Source organism: Marinobacter sp. Arc7-DN-1, assembly GCF_003441595.1.
GTDB lineage: Bacteria > Pseudomonadota > Gammaproteobacteria > Pseudomonadales > Oleiphilaceae > Marinobacter > Marinobacter metalliresistant.
The window spans coordinates 2,807,416-2,824,731 of sequence record NZ_CP031848.1 but is presented as its reverse complement, the minus strand read 5'-3'; the positions used below and the strand labels follow the sequence as shown (position 1 = coordinate 2,824,731).

13 protein-coding genes are annotated in these 17,316 nt (G+C 59.8%); 8 read left to right on the top strand and 5 right to left on the bottom strand.

The window, feature by feature from the left end; genetic code table 11:
- Positions 1 to 20 precede the first annotated feature (20 nt).
- Genes pyrR through gshB form a run of 5 tightly spaced genes read right to left on the bottom strand, consistent with a single transcriptional unit; the run spans position 21 to position 3,440 of the window.
- Positions 21 to 530, bottom strand: a complete 510-nt coding sequence (gene pyrR, locus D0851_RS13265) for a bifunctional pyr operon transcriptional regulator/uracil phosphoribosyltransferase PyrR (RefSeq protein WP_117619061.1) — start codon at positions 528 to 530, stop codon at positions 21 to 23.
- A 42-nt stretch (positions 531 to 572) separates the two neighbouring features.
- The gene (gene ruvX / locus D0851_RS13260; protein ID WP_117619060.1) at positions 573 to 1,016 is read right to left on the bottom strand and encodes a Holliday junction resolvase RuvX; all 444 of its coding nucleotides are present in this window, start codon (positions 1,014 to 1,016) and stop codon (positions 573 to 575) included.
- The gene (locus D0851_RS13255; RefSeq protein WP_162893735.1) at positions 1,009 to 1,575 is read right to left on the bottom strand and encodes a YqgE/AlgH family protein; all 567 of its coding nucleotides are present in this window, start codon (positions 1,573 to 1,575) and stop codon (positions 1,009 to 1,011) included. Before D0851_RS13255 ends, ruvX begins: the two co-directional genes overlap by 8 nt.
- Positions 1,572 to 2,438 carry an energy transducer TonB gene (locus D0851_RS13250; RefSeq protein WP_117619059.1) on the bottom strand — a complete coding sequence of 289 codons (867 nt, stop codon included), beginning with the start codon at positions 2,436 to 2,438 and terminating at the stop codon, positions 1,572 to 1,574. The genes D0851_RS13255 and D0851_RS13250 overlap by 4 nt, the downstream gene beginning before the upstream one ends.
- A gap of 48 nt (positions 2,439 to 2,486) precedes the next feature.
- Positions 2,487 to 3,440, bottom strand: coding sequence for a glutathione synthase (gene gshB / locus D0851_RS13245; protein WP_117619058.1), 954 nt, complete (start codon positions 3,438 to 3,440; stop codon positions 2,487 to 2,489).
- Between the two features lie 297 nt (positions 3,441 to 3,737).
- Between gshB and pilG the strand changes: the two genes are divergently transcribed.
- From pilG to D0851_RS13205, 8 genes are all read left to right on the top strand, one after another.
- A complete protein-coding gene (gene pilG, locus D0851_RS13240) occupies positions 3,738 to 4,130 on the top strand; it encodes a twitching motility response regulator PilG (RefSeq protein ID WP_008175635.1) in 393 nt (130 codons plus the stop codon).
- 32 nt (positions 4,131 to 4,162) lie between these two features.
- Positions 4,163 to 4,525, top strand: coding sequence for a twitching motility response regulator PilH (pilH, locus tag D0851_RS13235; RefSeq protein WP_011787171.1), 363 nt, complete (start codon positions 4,163 to 4,165; stop codon positions 4,523 to 4,525).
- 20 nt (positions 4,526 to 4,545) lie between these two features.
- On the top strand, positions 4,546 to 5,091 hold the full coding sequence (locus tag D0851_RS13230) for a chemotaxis protein CheW (RefSeq protein WP_117619057.1): 546 nt from the start codon (positions 4,546 to 4,548) through the stop codon (positions 5,089 to 5,091).
- 91 nt (positions 5,092 to 5,182) lie between these two features.
- A complete protein-coding gene (locus D0851_RS13225; protein ID WP_162893734.1) occupies positions 5,183 to 7,258 on the top strand; it encodes a methyl-accepting chemotaxis protein in 2,076 nt (691 codons plus the stop codon).
- A gap of 27 nt (positions 7,259 to 7,285) precedes the next feature.
- Complete coding sequence (locus D0851_RS13220) at positions 7,286 to 8,185, top strand: CheR family methyltransferase (RefSeq protein WP_117619055.1); 900 nt, start codon at positions 7,286 to 7,288, stop codon at positions 8,183 to 8,185.
- A gap of 11 nt (positions 8,186 to 8,196) precedes the next feature.
- Entirely contained in the window at positions 8,197 to 15,744 is a 7,548-nt protein-coding gene (locus tag D0851_RS13215; RefSeq protein WP_117619054.1) for an Hpt domain-containing protein, read from the top strand.
- A complete protein-coding gene (locus tag D0851_RS13210; protein WP_117619053.1) occupies positions 15,744 to 16,796 on the top strand; it encodes a chemotaxis protein CheB in 1,053 nt (350 codons plus the stop codon). Before D0851_RS13215 ends, D0851_RS13210 begins: the two co-directional genes overlap by 1 nt.
- A gap of 11 nt (positions 16,797 to 16,807) precedes the next feature.
- Positions 16,808 to 17,269, top strand: a complete 462-nt coding sequence (locus D0851_RS13205; protein WP_117619052.1) for a chemotaxis protein CheW — start codon at positions 16,808 to 16,810, stop codon at positions 17,267 to 17,269.
- The last annotated feature ends 47 nt before the right edge of the window (positions 17,270 to 17,316 follow it).

Here is a 17,316-nt window from a genome sequence, read left to right as displayed (position 1 = left end):
CTGTTATCTGTTTCGGAGGTTTACTGTCTGGCTTCCTGGAACTCGATGCGGAGCGGGTCGGGGCCACGGAGCTTGACGCGCTGATGGGAGTCCAGTGCCAGCGTCTTGCCGGTCACGTCCGGCTGGATCGGCAGTTCCCGGGCTCCGAGGTCTATCAGGGTGGCCAGTATGATACTGGCTGGACGGCCATAATCGAAAATTTCATTCATTGCCGCGCGAATGGTGCGGCCACTCATGATGACATCGTCAATCAGGATGATGTCCCGTCCTTCGGTATCAAAGGGCAGACTGGAAGGCTTGACCCTGGGGTTCAGCCCGATGCGGCTGAAGTCATCACGATAAAAGGAAATATCCAGTTCCCCGAACGGCTCTTCAATATCAAGACGCTTACTAAGCACATCCGCCAGCCAGACCCCACCGGTACGGATACCAATGAGCACTGGGGATTCAGCGCCCCGTTGCTCAAGAACCTGGCGCAATCCGGTTTCCATCTGATCCAGTAACTGGTCGATATCAAGCAATGCGGTCATTAATGCCTCACTGTTATTAAAAGCCGGGGACTATCCTTACTGTCATTCACCGGCAAGGTTGCCCTGCAGGCCAAACCAGGTTTCCAGAATCAGAACCGCCGCCCGGTCATCCACCCCATGGCGGCCAAAGTCGCGATTGCCACCGGCTGCCATTACATCGCCCTTGGCCTCAAAACTGGTCAGGCGCTCGTCCACCATTTCAACCGGCACATGGTAACGGCCGTGGAGGCGCTTGCCGAACTTGCGCGCCCGGGCACACATGTCGTTCTCAGTGTCGTCCATATTCAGCGGCAGACCAACCACCACCAGATCCGGACGCCACTCCTGCAGCAGCATTTCAATCTTTTGCCAGTCCGGAATACCGTCCCGGGCGGCTATCAGCGCCACGGGCTGGCCGGTTCCCAGCATTTCCTGGCCGGTGGCAACCCCGATCCGGCGGGTTCCGAAATCAAACGCCATCACGCGACGGTTACCGGTCTCAGGCATGGCCAATCGATTCGCTGAGCTGGTTAAGATCAATACCAATCACTTCAAGCACGGCCTTGTAACGATCTGCCCAGGGAGTCCGGAACAGGATATCCGTGGTAGCAGGACACGTGAGCCAGGCGTTGCTGCCCAGTTCGTCCTCCAACTGGCCCTCGCCCCAGCCCGAGTATCCGAGCGCCACCAGGTATTCCTCCGGCCCTTCCCCACGGCCAATGCCCGCCAGTACATCACGGGATGTGGTCAGCAGAACGTCTTCGGTCACCTTTGCCGTATTCTGCCAGCTGGTCCCGGGAGAATGCAGGACAAAGCCCCGTTCCGGCTGCACCGGGCCACCACTGAATACCGGCAAATCCAGCTCACCTCCAGGCAAGTCCAGCTGCTCCAGAATCTCGCCCAGATGGATGTCCAACGGGTGATTGATCATTAATCCCAGGGCACCGTCATCGGAATGTTCACAGAGATAGATGACGCCGCCATGGAAACGCGGGTCGGCCAGGTAAGGCGAAGCCACCAGAAAGTGGTGCCGCAGGCTGTGGGGAGAATGTTTTGACGCTGTCATCCGGATGTCAGCCCCCGACGCTGGAAGGACCAGGTGCGTATGATTTCAAGTTCGTCCACCTCTTGCCGCATTTCCTCGGGGAACGGGGCAAAAGGTGCGGCCATTCTGACAATCCGGATGGCGGCATCGTCCAGAACGGTGCTGCCGGAGGACTGCAGAATCGCTACCTCTTTGAGGGTGCCGTCTTGCTTCAGGGACACCAGCATTCTCAGTGTGCCATAGATTCCGGCACGGCGCGCCTCGGTGGGGTAGTTGATATTGCCAACCCGGGTCACCTTGGTCACCCAATTCTGTACGTACCAGGCGTTGGTGGATTTGAGTGTGGAGGCTGCGGTTACGCGCATCACCCTCGGCTTCCGGGCGTAAGCCCTTTGCTGGGCGTCGAAGCGGGCCTCCAGGCTGGCGATCTCAAGACTGCGCTCCATCAGGCTCCTTTTCTTGCGCACCGGCAGTGGCTCTTCTTCCGGTGTCGTCCGCTCCTCCGGCTGCTGCACTGTCTGACTGGACCGGCTTTCGGTCTGCACCACCGTTTTTTCCTGGCGCGGCTGCGGCTCGGTCTGCGCGGGTGGCTCCGGCTGGACCCGGGCCACTTCCGGCTGGCTGACCTCGGCCGGCAGGGGCGTGGTCATTTCCCGGACCTCTTCTTCAGTACCACTGCCCTGCTGGCTGGTCTGGGCAAGAAAGTCCGCTTTCTCCGGTGCTTTCTCGTCATCAAACTGAGAGAGGGTAATTTCCATGGTCTGAGCGGACGACCGGGGTGGTTCAGGCGCAAAGCTGATCCCCAGTACAACAATGGCGTGCACCGCCAATGCCATAAAAAGGGTGAAGGAAAACCGGTCAAAGTCGCTTACCTGAACTGCCATTCCTGATCTTGGTCCTGTCGTTAAACCTGTCCCGCCAGTGTTGCCGGGTTACGCCTGTCCCAGACGCTTTGCAATGGCGTCCATCAGCATGCCCCCGATATCGATACCGAAGGCCGTATCAAGCTCCCGGATGCAGGTCGGGCTGGTGACATTGATCTCGGTAAGGTAATCACCGATCACGTCCAGCCCGACAAAGATGAGGCCTTTTTCCCGAATCGCCGGGGCTACCCGGTCACAGATTTCACGGTCCCGGGCGGTCAGCTCACGGCCCTCGCCTCGCCCGCCAGCTGCCAGGTTGCCGCGATTCTCTCCCTGGGAGGGAATTCGCGCAAGTGCATAGGGCACCGGCTCACCGTCAATCAGCAGAATGCGTTTGTCGCCATCACTGATTTCCGGGATGTATTTCTGGGCCATGGCCTGATGGCTGCCATAGTTGGTCAGGGTTTCAATGATCACACCGAGATTGAAGTCGTTTTCCCGGATACGGAAGATGGAGTGACCACCCATGCCATCCACCGGCTTCATGATGACATCGCCGTGCTCGGCGTAGAACTTCCGGAAACGGGTCGCCGACCGGCTGACCAACAGTGGTGGTGTCAGATCCTCGAACTGGGTGGCAAACAGCTTTTCATTGCAATCGCGCAATGTTGAAGCAGGATTGACCACCAGCGCGCCCTGTTGCTCGGCCGACTCCAGAATATAGGTGGCCATCAGGAACTCCCGGTCCACCGGAGGGTCCTTGCGCATCAGGATCACATCCAGATCGCCCAGAGCCCTATCCTGGCCCGGGCCGAAGCTGTACCAGTTCTCGGGATCCATGTGCACGGTCAGATCCCGGGTGTGGGCCATTGCCTTGCCGCCATCCAGATACATGTCCGGCAGTTCCATGTACTCGATCTGCCAGCCCCGTTTCTGGGCAGCCAGCAACATGGCCAGTGAACTGTCTTTCCTGAAGTGGATATCTTCAATCGGATCCATCACGATCCCGAGGCGGACGGTCATAGGCTCTCTTGCGCTCCTGAGGATTAAAAACACGAACCGGTCTGCAGAGTGCACCGGGCAAACAGTGCTATGCTGTGATATCAGATGGTATTGTACCCGAGCTGCGAATGCATCCGGAGAAATCCTCAGTCAGTTACGTGACGTTGCGGGCAGAAGTACATTTGGTCACAAACTAATACTTTTTATCCGGCCATTGATAATCTATAAATGAGCGGGGTTTATAGAAGAACCCTAAGGTTTGTGTTAAAAACCCCGTTTTAAAATAATGACAGTCGCTGAGCGCAAGGCAGTTGGACAATGGATGACAACTTCGAGAACTTGAAGATCATGGTGATCGACGACAGTAAAACCATACGTCGCACCGCGGAAACCCTTCTGAAAAAGGTCGGCTGTGAGGTCATCACCGCAACTGACGGCTTTGACGCTCTCGCCAAGATTGCCGATTCCCAGCCGGACATCATCTTTGTTGATATCATGATGCCCCGCCTGGACGGCTACCAGACCTGCGCACTCATCAAGAACAATTCCTCCTTTAAAAAGACGCCGGTTATTATGCTCTCCAGCAAGGACGGGCTGTTCGACAAGGCCAAAGGCCGGATCGTAGGCTCGGACCAGTACCTGACCAAACCGTTCAGCAAGGATGAGCTTCTTAATACCATCCGCCAGTACGTTCCGCAGGCGGAACAGTAAACCTGCTGACACCAAGAACCATCGAGGAAACCATGGCCCGCATTCTGATTGTTGACGATTCCCCTACCGAGGTTAAGAAAATTTCCACCATTCTGGAAAAGCACAAGCACGAAGTCCTGACCGCCGATAATGGCGCGGACGGCGTTGCCAAGGCCCGTGCTGAAACCCCGGATCTGGTTCTGATGGACGTGGTTATGCCGGGCCTGAACGGCTTCCAGGCAACCCGTCAACTGACCCGCGCGCCGGAGACCGCATCCATCCCCGTGGTTATCGTGACCACCAAGGATCAGGAAACTGATCGTGTGTGGGGCACGCGCCAGGGCGCCAAGGGTTATCTGGTCAAGCCGGTTAACGAAGACGATCTGATCAAAACAATCAACAGCCTGATTGCCTGATCCCCAACCGTGGAGTATGCATGTCCGCCCAGGCCGCCCCTTTCGCCGTTCTGACGGATATCGCCCAGCGCAGCCGGTCCATGGCCGCCGGCCTGCCGGAACAACAGGAAGCCGTTGAACTGTGGAACGGCATCGGCTTCGTTCTTGCAGGTGAACGCTACGTTACCCCAATGGGCGAAGTCACTGAAATCCTCCACGTCCCCCGGTTTACCCATATTCCGGGGGTTCGCCCGTTTCTGCTCGGAGCGGCCAATGTTCGCGGCCGCCTCCTGCCTCTTGTCGATCTCGCCGGCTTTTTTGATATTCCCCGCTCGTCCCGAAGCCAACGGGAGCGCCGGGTACTGGTTGTTGAACAGGGGGACATTTTCAGCGGGCTCGTGGTCGACAGCGTACTGGGCATGCAGTACTTCGCAACAGACAGTTTCAAGGATGCGCCCGAAGGCGTACCTGAAAACGTTCGGCCGTTTGTCTCAGGCGGTTACGAGCGCAACGAAGAAGTCTGGAAAGTGTTTTCGGCCGTCGACCTGCTCGAAGACGAACGCTTCCTGGACGTCGCACAGTGGTAAGGGTGGTGACAATGGCAGGAACATCACCCTGACCGCCTGAAGCCCGATAAAACAAACTTGCCAATTTCTTGAAGAGGCCGGGAGCCAGAAAATGAAGAACAGAGCCGGAAGACTCAGTATGGGACAGGGAGGCAACAAGCTGGTTGCCAGCCTGATCGCCGCACTGATCGCACTCACCGTCCTGCTCGTTGTGGTGCTGTTCATTCTCAATAAAGACAGCCAGCACGATCAGGAATACATCTCCAACACCGCCGAGCTGAGGGTGCTCTCGCAGCAGATCGCGAAGAACGCGACTGAGGCTGCCGGTGGTACCGCCGAAGCGTTCAACCAGCTGCGCAGCTCCCGTGATGATTTCCAGCAGCTCTGGACCAACGTGACCGAGGGCAACCCGAAGACCGACCTGCCACCGAGTGAGCTGGCCCGGCAAAGCGGTGTACAGGAGAACTGGAACACTGTCCGGGAAAACGCCGACAGCATCCTCTCGACCCAGCACGCGGTACTTGGCCTGCACGAAGTAGCCCGGACCCTCAACGAAACCATCCCGCAGCTTCAGGTCGAGTACGACGACATCGTACAGATCCTGCTGGACAACAACGCGCCCGCCGAACAGATCGCACTGGCGCAGCGCCAGTCCCTGCTGGCGGAGCGGATTGTCCGCTCGGTTAACAACGTACTGTCCGGTGACGAGGATGCGGTTATCGCCGCCGACCGTTTCGGCCGGGACGCCAGCCTGTTTGGCCGGGTTCTTGAAGGCCAGCTCAATGGCAATGAAGCCATGGGCATCTCCCGGGTAAACGATGAAGATGCCATTTACGGCCTCGAGGCCGTTGATGAGTTGTTCCAGTTCGTTTCCCAGAACGTAGACGCCATCCTTGAAGCCTCTCCCGACCTCTTCAAGGTGCGTACTGCGGCCAGCGACATCTTCCAGAATTCCGAAATCCTGCTTTCCGAACTCTCTGTACTGGCGGAGAGTTTCCGCAACCAGCCCGGCTCGCGATTGATCAGCCCGACCCTGGCCTTTGCTATCCTGGCCGCCATGGTGGCCATTGTTGTGTTCATCGGCCTCGCCCTTTACCGGGGAGCCCAGGCCCGGCTGGCGGCCACCCAGGAACAGAACGAACAGAACCAGAACGCGATCCTGCGACTGCTGGACGAACTGGCCGACCTGGCCGACGGTGACCTGACCACCGAGGCCACGGTCACCGAAGACTTCACCGGTGCCATCGCCGACTCCATCAACTACGCGATTGACCAGATGCGCGGACTGGTACAGGCGATTCGTGGTACTGCCGTACGGGTAGCCTCAGCCGCCCAGGAAACCCAGGCCACGGCCATGCACCTGGCCGATGCTTCCGAGCACCAGGCCCAGGAAATTGCCGGCGCCTCCGCCGCGGTGAATGAGATGGCGGTGTCCATCGACCAGGTATCTTCGAACGCGGCGGAATCCTCCGCGGTTGCGGAGCGGTCGGTTGCGATCGCGAAGAAAGGCGCGGAAGTGGTGCAGAACACCATCCGCGGCATGGACAACATCCGTGAGCAGATCCAGGAAACCTCCAAGCGGATCAAGCGCCTGGGTGAATCTTCCCAGGAAATCGGTGACATCGTATCCCTGATCAACGACATTGCCGACCAGACCAACATCCTGTCCCTGAACGCCGCAATCCAGGCCTCCATGGCCGGTGACGCGGGCCGGGGCTTCGCGGTGGTTGCGGACGAAGTTCAGCGGCTGGCGGAACGTTCCTCTGCGGCAACCAAGCAGATCGAGGCACTGGTCAAGACGATCCAGTCTGACACCAACGAAGCCGTTATCTCCATGGAACACACCACCGCCGAGGTGGTCCGTGGTGCCCGTCTGGCCCAGGACGCGGGTATCGCCCTCGAGGAAATCGAGAACGTATCCATGTCTCTGGCGGAACTGATCCAGAACATCTCCAACGCGGCACGACAGCAGTCGTCGTCTGCGGCGCACATTTCCAACACCATGAACGTTATCCAGGAAATCACGTCCCAGACTTCCTCCGGCACCAACGCCACTGCGAAGTCTATCGGTAACCTGGCGGAAATGGCGTCCGAGCTGCGGTCCTCCGTTGCCGGCTTCACCCTGCCGGAAGAAGACGAGGCTGATCAGGAAGAAGAGGAAGACAGCGACGTTCCGGTGGTGGGCTGATTTCGGATCCAGGGCTGTTGACGGTTTATGGCGCAAATGCATAACAACCTGTCACCCGCCGAGGGCATCTGGTCACTGCGCCGACTCCCGGATATGGACGAGGCGCAGTTCAGCCAGTGGCAAACCCTGCTGGAACATCGCACCGGCATAACCCTGCCGGCCGGGCGCCGTTCGTTTCTGGAGACCAACCTTGGCATCCGGATGCGGGAAATCGGCTGCAGCAGCTATCAGGCCTATTACGAAAAAATCGTCTCCGGGCCTGATGCGATCAGGGAATGGTCAACGCTGGTAGACAGGCTGACGGTTCAGGAAACCCGGTTCTTCCGGGATCCCGACGCCTTCCGGCTGGTTTCCGACTATGTTCTGACACGGCCCCGGGAACCGTTGAAAAAGCGTCCCCTGGAAGCCTGGAGTGTCGGATGCTCCACCGGAGAGGAGCCGTACACACTGGCCATGGTGCTGAACGAGTGCATGAGCCAGCTGGCGTTGCAGCCGCTGTTTGGTGTCACCGGCTCTGACATCAGCAAGCCCGTGATCGACAAGGCCAGGAACGGCCAGTTCAATCCCCGCAAATTGCTGGGAGTGGACGAGGACATGAAATCCCGGTATTTCCGCCCGGCCGAGCGGAATACTGTAGAAATTGTGAACAGCATCCGCGACAGGGTGTGCTTTACCAGACTGAACGTTCTGGATCTCGACAAGGCACCCATGCACGGGATGAACATTATCTTCTGCCAGAATCTGCTGATTTATTTTCGCCGCTGGCGCCGGCGGGAAATTGTCAGGCGACTTGCAGAGCGGCTGGCGCCCGGGGGGCTGCTGGTTCTGGGCCAGGGGGAACTGACCGATTGGCAGCCTCCAGGGTTACAGAGAGTTCCCTCGGAACATGTGCTGGCGTGGATCAAACGCCAGACTGACGAAGAATAACCGGAGTGGTTATGGGCAATCACCATGACAGCATCGCCCTCGACTGGGTTCGGGGCGAAATACAGGACACGCTGACCCAGGGCCAGCATGCACTGGAAGCGTATGTCGAGAATCGTGACGACACTGCGCGCCTGCGCTTCTGCCTGAATTATCTCCATCAGGTGCATGGCACCCTGCAAATGGTCGAGCTTTACGGTGCGGCGCTGCTCACCGAAGAAATGGAAAAGCTCACCCAGGCGGTACTCAACGACACCGTTGCCAATACGGATGAAGCGGTCGAAGTACTGATGCAGGCAATCCTTCAGTTGCCCCAGTACCTTGAGCACCTGGCCAGCAGCCAGGACGATTTTCCAATGGTGCTGCTGCCGCTGCTGAATGACCTCCGTGCTGCCCGTGGCGAATCCCTGCTGTCTGATACGTCACTGTTCAAACCTGACCTGAGCCCCTCAAAGATCCGGGTCACCGGAAAGGTTTCACAGCGTCTGCAGGACCCGACAGTTCTCGGCCACATCCGCAAACTGCGGCAGATGTACCAGTTCGCTCTGGCCGGCGTCATCCGGGAGGCGGATCTCGGCGCCCACTTCGATTACATGCAGAAGGTCATCCAACGGCTCATCCGGTTATGCCAGAAAACGCCCAGGGGCGAACTCTGGAAGGCCGCAAGCGCATTTGTTGAGACCCTGCAGGCAAACGTCAATCCGGTGAACGCAGCGGTGAAGTCCCTGCTTCGGGAACTCGACAGCGAAGTGCGCCGGCTGACCGATGAGCACGCGGATATTCTTCAGCAACCAGCGCCGGAAGCCCTGCTCAAGCACCTGCTTTACTACGTGGCCCGCGCCCGTGACCTGGACTCACCTCAGGTCAGTGCCCTTCGGGATACCTACCAGCTCAGTCAGGCGCTGCCCTCGGAAGACGACGTGGATGCCGCCCGAAGCCGGGTCTCCGGCCCTGGCCGGGATGCTATTCACTCGGTTGTCGGCGCACTTAACGAAGAGCTGGCCAAGCTAAAAGACCAGCTCGACCTGTATGTACGTTCAGAGCTTCGCCAGAACAGCGAGCTTGACGACCTGCTGCCCGGACTGCGCCAGGTGGCCAATACCCTGGCGGTACTCGGTCTCGGCATACCACGAAAAGTCATTACCGAGCAGGTTGAACTGGTCGAAAAACTCAGCGCCCAGACCGAACCGGTGGATGACGGCACCCTGATGGACATTGCCGGTGCGCTGCTCTATGTCGAAGCCAGTCTGGCCGGCCTGGACGCAGAAGGCCGCCAGGAAACTTCCGGCGATGAAGCCAACGATGCTCCGGTTAACCTGGGCTCTCGTGAGCTTGGAGAGGCCAGCGGCGCCCTGCTGAGAGAATCCCGGAACACCCTGGAACAGGTCAAGTCCGCCATTGTGAACTTCATTGCATCACAATGGGATACCCGGGAAATTGGGCACGTGCCCGGCCTGCTGCACAGCATTCGCGGTGGCCTCAGTCTGATCCCGCTGGATCGCGTTGCCAGCATGCTGGCCTCAGCCGAGCGCTACATTACCGACGTGCTGCTGGGCAGCAAGCAGGTACCGGACTGGCAACAGCTCGACATCCTGGCCGATGCGGTAACCAGCATCGAATATTACCTGGAGCGCCTTGCCGAAGGGATCGGCGAGAACGACTCCATCCTCAGAGTGGCAGAGGACAGCCTGGCCTCCCTCGGCTTCCCGGTTGGTGCCGAGCCCACCTGGTCCGAATCCGCTGCGGAAGAAATTCCCGTGGTTGAGCCGGCTGAAGAGTTTCCGGAAACCGATGCAGCCAGTCCCAAAGAATCCAAGGGCTCGGATTCGGAACTTCTGGACGATGAAATCCTCGGTATTTTTGTTGAGGAAGCCGAGGAAGTTCTCGAAACCATCCATGAGTTCTACCCGCGCCTGCGCCAGAATCATGGTGATCGTGAAGCCCTGACCGAAGTGCGTCGCGCATTCCATACGCTCAAGGGCAGTGGTCGCCTCGTCGGCGCAACCAGCATTGGTGAATTAGCCTGGTCGGTGGAAAACCTGCTCAACCGCGTTATCGACCAGACCATCCGGCCGACCGACGACATGTTTACTCTGGTGGATGAGGTCAATGCCCGCATTCCCTCACTGATTCGGGAATTCAAGGCTGGCCAGACGGCCGGTGATGTCGGTGAGCTCATTCAGCGCGCCGAAGCCATGGCTACCACACGCCGCACCGAGGGCGAGGCACCGGCCGAAGCGGATACCCGAAAAGCCGCTGAAGAGCCAATGGTGCAGGCGCCTCCTGTCGAGGAACCTGAGCTCACGCCCGCGGACACCAGCGCCGCAGCTGAAAAGCCCGCCGATGACGACAACCTGATCGACGACGAAATCCTTGAAATCTTTGTCGAGGAAGCCGGCGAGGTACTGGAAACCATCCGCGAATACCTGCCCATGCTCCTGCGGCGGCACGATGACCGCAGTGCGCTATCCGAAGTCCGCCGGGCGTTCCATACCCTGAAGGGCAGTGGCCGGATGGTAGGCGCACTGGTTGTCGGGGAGCTGGCCTGGTCCGTGGAAAACATGCTGAACCGGGTCATCGACGGCAGCATCTTCATGAATGACGACATTGCCAGCCTGCTGGACGATGTCACCACCAATCTGCCGGCACTGGTTGAGGATTTTGAAAAGCGCCGGGCACCCTCACTGGACATTTCCAATCTTGAAGCCCGGGCCAACGCTCTGGCCAATGGAGAAATTCCGGACGCCAGCATAATGCCCGCCGCGGAATCCATGGACGAGGTGGAAACAGAGACCGGAACTGACGCCGGAGAAGCTGAGGAAGACGCCGTTGATCCAGTTTTGCTCGACATCTTTGAGAGCGAAACCGAGACCCACCTGCAAACGCTGAAGGACTTCCTGGCCACAGCCGGTGACAAGACGACCGTTACCTATACCGACGACCTGTCCCGGGCCCTGCACACACTCAAGGGCAGCGCCCATACGGCCGGTATTGCACCGATCGCGGCAGTCATCACGCCGCTGGAACGGTTCGTCAAGGAATCCCGTGCCCAGAACAAACGGGCCAACCGCGAGGTACTCTCGCTGATCGGGTCTGCCTGCGATTTCCTGACCCAGGGACTGGCCCAGATTCGCGAAAACCCGCAGGCCTCCCTGCCAGGCACTGAAGTGTTCCTTGAAAAACTGGATCGCCTCACGGATGAGACCCTGCGCACTCATAGCGAAGACAAGACCGACCAGCATCAGCAGGAAGCCCCCTCTCAGCTGGTTCAACTGTTCCTGAACGAAGGTCTGGATATCGTTCTGGATGCCGACCGGATTCTTGATCACTGGGCCGCTAATCCCCAGGAGACTGGCTCACTGGACCAGCTTCGCTCCGAACTTGAGCAGCTCACCCAGGGTTCTTCCGATGCTGGACTTACCGACCTGGCCGCGCTCTCGGGTGCCCTGAAAGATACCTACGATTCCGCCGCCGAAAACGATGAAGCGCCCGATGACGGTTTCTTTGAAACCGTTCGGGCCGCCCACGAACAATTGATCAACATGATGGATCAGGTCGCCGCCGGACTCGCCACCGAGTCCAGTGACGAGCTGGTTGCCAGTCTCGAAGCCCTGAAGCAGGCCCCAACGGAAGAACACGCCGAGCCGGATGCCTTCGAACAGGAGTTCACCGACGACCTGGAAGAGATCGATCTCAGCTTCGACATGGACGAGACAGAAGCGCCTTCGGAAGCACCATCCCCGGCCGAAGAACAGCCGCCCCTGCCGGAATTGTCGGAATCCGACGATGATATGGACGAGGAACTGGCAGAAATCTTCCTGGAAGAAGCCCAGGACCTCATCGACAGCACCGCGGAAGCCCTCCAGAGCTGGAGCGAGAACACCGGCAACCTCGATATCCTCCGCCTGCTGCAGCGGGACCTGCATACCCTCAAGGGCGGTGCACGACTGGCGGATATTCCAGCCGTTGGCGATCTCTCCCACGAGCTGGAGAACCTGTTCGAAGGACTGACTGAACAACGGCTGTCGGTCAACGATGAGCTGTCAGATCTGCTGTTCCGCTGCCACGATCGCCTGGCCGGCATGGTAGAGAACCTGGAAGCCAGGGAAACACCGCGCCCGGCACCGGACCTTATCGGTGAGATCCAGGCTTATATGGACAGCGCCACCGGGACACGGCCAGTGACTAACGTCAGTGCCCGCGACGATCAGACGGACCTGGAGGACAGCTCCGGTGAGCAGGCTCCACTTCCGGAGCTTGATGAGCCGGAGAAGTTCGAACCGGCAGAGGTTGCCTCCGAACAGGAGCCTGATGCCGGGGACGGCGTAACCGACCTCTCCCACCTGGATCCGGAACTGTTAGGCATCTTCCTGGAAGAAGCCTATGACCTGATCAATTCCACCGGCAGCGCCCTGCACACCTGGACCGAAGATCCCTCGGATCGCCAGGTTGCCGCAGAACTCCAGAGGGACGTGCATACCCTCAAGGGTGGCGCCAGAATGGCCGGCGTCGAAGCCATCGGCGACCTGACTCACGTTCTTGAAGACCTTTTCGAGAAGGTTGCTGAAGGTCAGCTGGACGCCAGCGATACCATGAACGACCTGCTGTTCGCCTGCCATGACCGGCTGGCCCGGATGGTCGAACAGGTCGCCACCCAGAAACCCTGCCCGCCAGCGCACGAACTGGTCGCTCAGGTTCAGGCTCTTCTTCGTGGCGAACCCATGCCGCCTCTGGCCGGCGTGGAAGAGTCCGGCGAGCCGACAGAAGCCGAGCCTGCCGAGGCAATGCCGGAAACAACCAGCCTCAGCGCCACCCTGGCCCAAGCCAGTGATGACGACCTCACTGGTATTTTCCTGGATGAAGGCCTGGAAATCCGCGACGCCATCCGTGAGTGTCTGGACCAGTGGCGCGACGAACCGGAAGAACTGACCGGCGTGACCCAGCTGCAGCAGGAGCTGCATACCCTTAAAGGCGGAGCAAGACTCTCCGACATCGACCCGATTGCCGATCTGGCGGAAGCCTGGTCTGATGCCCTGGACCCCCTGATCTCGGGTGCCAACAACCAGAATACCCTGCTTGGCCTCAGCGACCGCGCGCTGGCCAGCCTGAAGGTCATGCTCAACAGCCTGGAAGAAGGCAAAAAGGCGGAACCCGATGGCGGACTCATCGCTGACTTCCGGTCAGCCCACGACATCGCTGCCGGAGAGACTGCCTCGCCTCGGGAAGAAACCGAAGAAACGGGGCAGGAAGCCATTGATCCGGAAGTTATGGAAATCTTCCTTGAGGAAGCCGGTGACATCATGGATCAGCTCGAACAGCTGCTCGATGACTGGCGCAAGGAACCCGCAAACCACCACTTCAACCAGGAAGCCCAGCGGGCCTTGCACACCCTCAAGGGTGGCGCCCGCCTGTCCCGGCTTACCCAGCTTGGCGACAAGGCCCACGCCCTTGAAACCCGGCTGATTGACCTGGGCGGCAATGCCCCCGACGAGCATCAGTGGCAGGCCATTACCGAAGACCACGACGCCATTATTGCCCTGGTCTCCGGTATTCAGAAACGCTTTGAATCCGGTGCGTCTGCGCCGGAACGGGTCCAGGCCGAAGAACCCAGGCCAGCCCCCGTCGCGCCGGAACCGAAACGGCCGGAAGAGCCGGCCGCACCAACGCCAAAGCCCGCGAAGTCTCCCGCCAAGGTTCGCAAACAGGCGGCGGAAGCACAGCGCGCTGCCCAGGAAACCATCCGGGTATCCGCACCGCTGCTGGACGAGCTGGTCAACCTGGCGGGTGAAACCAGTATCACCCGTGGCCGGCTGGAGCAACAGACCAGTGACTTCGGCCAAACCCTGGACGAAATGGCCGCCACCATCGAGCGTCTGCGGGAGCAGCTGCGCCGGATGGAAATCGAAACCGAAGCCCAGATCCTGTTCAGTGCCGAAAAGGAGCACGGGCCGGACTACGGCGACGATTTCGACCCTCTGGAGATGGACCGTTACTCGTCCATTCAGCAGCTGTCACGGGCACTGACCGAGTCCTCCTCTGACCTGGCAGACCTTCGTGAAACCCTGTCTGACCGGGTTCGGGACACAGAAACCCTGCTGGTACAGCAGTCCCGGATCAACACGGAACTCCAGGAAGGTCTGATGAAGACCCGGATGATTCCGTTCGCCTCCATGGTGCCGCGCCTGCGGCGGATCGTCCGCCAGATCAGCGGCGAACTGGGCAAGAAAGTGGACTTCGATGTCCGCAACGCCGAAGGCGAGATGGACCGGAACATCCTTGAGCGCATGATTGCACCGCTGGAGCACATGCTCCGGAACGCGCTTGACCATGGTATCGAGAGCCCCGCCGACCGCAAGAAATCCGGCAAGCCGGAAACCGGCGAAGTCACCCTGTCACTGACCCGCGAAGGTGGTGATGTGGTGCTGCGCATGATTGACGACGGCGCCGGCATTCCCTCCCCGGTCATCCGCGACAAGGCCATCCGCCAGGGCATGCTGCGGGAAGATGAGGATCTGTCCGAACGGGAAATCCTGCAGTTCATCCTGCAGCCGGGCTTCTCGACCGCGCAGCAGGTAACCCAGATTTCCGGCCGTGGTGTGGGCATGGATGTGGTTGCCAGCGAAATCAAGCAGCTCGGTGGCAGCCTGGATATCGATTCTGCGGTCGGTCGTGGTACGACCTTCACGGTGCGCCTGCCGTTTACCGTATCCGTGAACCGGGCCCTGATGGTCTCCACCGGCGAAGACTTCTACGCCATCCCGCTGAACACCATTGAAGGCATTGTCCGGGTCAGCACTTACGAACTCGAAGAGTACTACAAGCCGGACGCGCCGATGTACGAGTATGCCGGCCAGGAATACCGGCTTCAGTACCTCGGCAGCCTGCTGAACAGCGACCACCATCCCAAGCTGCAGGGCCAGGCCCTGCCACTTCCGGTGATTCTGGTTCGTGGTGCCGAACAGCCCATGGCCCTGCAGGTGGATAACCTGATGGGCAGCCGGGAAATTGTTGTTAAATCCCTTGGGCCGCAGTTCAGCACGGTCCGGGGCGTGTCCGGTGCCACCATCCTGGGGGATGGTAACGTGGTGGTGATTCTCGACCTGCCGGCGATGATCCGTTCCGACATCCTGTCCGAACGCCAGCGCCTGGCCAATCTCGAGAAAGCCCGCGAGTCGGCGCGGTATGAGGAGCAGGCCACCGTGGTGATGGTGGTGGACGATTCGGTTACGGTACGGAAGGTTACCTCGCGACTGCTGGAGCGCAATGGCATGGAAGTCATCACTGCGAAAGACGGCCTGGATGCCGTGGCCCAGCTTCAGGACCACAAACCGGACATCATTCTGCTGGATATCGAGATGCCGCGCATGGATGGCTTCGAGGTTGCCAGCTTCGTGCGCCACGACGATAACCTGCGGGAAACCCCGATCTGCATGATCACCTCCCGTACCGGTGAGAAACACCGCGAGCGGGCGCTCGCCATCGGCGTGAATGAGTACCTCGGCAAGCCATTCCAGGAAACCGAGCTGCTCGAGACGATTGAGCGACTGACCGGAAGGCAGTGATGGCCGGCCAGTCTGCCAGGCCGAGGGTCGGGATTGTCTCGGATGTGGTCCTGCAGCGTCATCGCTTGCAGGCCGCCACGGCCAAGTTCGGTCTCGACGTCTGCTTTTCCGGGGATCCGGACCGGCTTCAGGGCTATCCGGAATTTCCGGATGCCAGCCTCTGGCTGGTGACCCTGGAAGACGAGGCGGATCACCCGGTGCTGTTCGATCACCTTCTGGAGAACACCGAAGTGCCGGTGCTGTTCGGTCTGGACGAAGCGCCCAGGCCCGGCAGCACCGAGTATTTTCGCTGGGAACGGCGACTGCTGGGCAAGCTGGAGCAACAGCTTGGGCACCTGGAAGAACTGGATTCAAAGGCAACACTGGAGCAACTGGAGGAGGACGCGCCGGCCGTGCCTTCCTCGCCGGACCTGCCACACTGGATTACGCCGGCGGTTCCCGGATCGGTGGCCGAGGAAGTCTGGATTCTGGGCGCCTCACTGGGTGGCCCGGCGGCGGTCAAGACGTTCCTCGATCACCTTCCAGCCGGCCTTCCGGTGGGTTTTATCTACGCCCAGCACATCGATGGCAATTTCACCGATGTGCTGGCCCGGGTGCTGGGCCGCCATGCCCATTACCAGCTCAAACGGGCACACGAAGGCTACCGGGTGAAAAACGGCGATGTGGTACTGATGCCGGTTGAACACGAATGGAAGCTGAATGAGCAGGGTGCGCTGACGGAAACCGGCAACACCTGGCCGGGACCCTACGGCCCTTCCATCGATCAGGTGCTGCTGAATGTTGCGGATCATTATGGCCAGCGCTGCCATGCGATTCTTTTTTCCGGCATGGGCAACGACGGCGCGATTGCAGCACCTTTGCTGAAAGCCTACGGCAGCCGGATCTGGGTGCAGGAAAGCACCAGCTGCGGCAACAGCTCAATGCCGGACTCCGTGGCAGCCACCGGCTGCACCGGATTCTGCGGCTCCCCGGAACAACTGGCCCGGGAACTGGTAAAAATCATTGAAGAATCCTGCCTGCTCAAGAACCGGCAGAAACGTGATTCCGCCTGAGGAAACAAGCAATGAATGACAACAGCCAAACCCTCTCCTGCGTCATGATCCCCATGAGCGGTCGGCAACTGTTGCTGCCCAACGTCTCGATTGCGGAAGTGGTGGATTACGCCAGCACCGAAGCGGGAGCCAATACACCGGAGTGGCTTGTGGGCTACCTGGACTGGCGGGGCCTGCAGCTTCCGGTGATTTCCTACGACGCGGCCAACGGCGGCGCTCTGACCGTGCCCGGCGACAGCCGTGGCCGGATTGTGGTTCTCAACAGCATCGGAGACCACCACAAGGAAGTTCCGTTCATGGCCCTGGTTACCCAGGGTATTCCCAGCCAGGCCCGCCTGACCGGGGAACAGGTCAGGAAGCTGGATGGCGAACCCGGCCCCGCTGACCTGATGCAGGTGGAAGTGGACGGGGAAAACGCCTGGATTCCCAACCTTGAGTTCCTGGAGTCTCTCGTCCGACAGACCCGTCACTGAGCTGTTCTCCCGGACCGCCGCGCCGGCATGGCAGGGATTCTTGCAAA

Excerpts from the sequence above, each read along its gene's own strand:
- D0851_RS13255 (WP_162893735.1), bottom strand. The coding sequence starts at position 1,575 with ATGACAGCGTCAAAACATTCTCCCCACAGCCTGCGGCACCACTTTCTG.
- pilH (WP_011787171.1), top strand. The coding sequence starts at position 4,163 with ATGGCCCGCATTCTGATTGTTGACGATTCCCCTACCGAGGTTAAGAAA.
- pilG (WP_008175635.1), top strand. The coding sequence starts at position 3,738 with ATGGATGACAACTTCGAGAACTTGAAGATCATGGTGATCGACGACAGT.
- D0851_RS13205 (WP_117619052.1), top strand. The coding sequence starts at position 16,808 with ATGAATGACAACAGCCAAACCCTCTCCTGCGTCATGATCCCCATGAGC.
- D0851_RS13210 (WP_117619053.1), top strand. The coding sequence starts at position 15,744 with ATGGCCGGCCAGTCTGCCAGGCCGAGGGTCGGGATTGTCTCGGATGTG.
- D0851_RS13250 (WP_117619059.1), bottom strand. The coding sequence starts at position 2,438 with ATGGCAGTTCAGGTAAGCGACTTTGACCGGTTTTCCTTCACCCTTTTT.
- D0851_RS13225 (WP_162893734.1), top strand. The coding sequence starts at position 5,183 with ATGAAGAACAGAGCCGGAAGACTCAGTATGGGACAGGGAGGCAACAAG.
- ruvX (WP_117619060.1), bottom strand. The coding sequence starts at position 1,016 with ATGCCTGAGACCGGTAACCGTCGCGTGATGGCGTTTGATTTCGGAACC.
- pyrR (WP_117619061.1), bottom strand. The coding sequence starts at position 530 with ATGACCGCATTGCTTGATATCGACCAGTTACTGGATCAGATGGAAACC.
- D0851_RS13215 (WP_117619054.1), top strand. The coding sequence starts at position 8,197 with ATGGGCAATCACCATGACAGCATCGCCCTCGACTGGGTTCGGGGCGAA.
- D0851_RS13220 (WP_117619055.1), top strand. The coding sequence starts at position 7,286 with ATGGCGCAAATGCATAACAACCTGTCACCCGCCGAGGGCATCTGGTCA.
- D0851_RS13230 (WP_117619057.1), top strand. The coding sequence starts at position 4,546 with ATGTCCGCCCAGGCCGCCCCTTTCGCCGTTCTGACGGATATCGCCCAG.
- gshB (WP_117619058.1), bottom strand. The coding sequence starts at position 3,440 with ATGACCGTCCGCCTCGGGATCGTGATGGATCCGATTGAAGATATCCAC.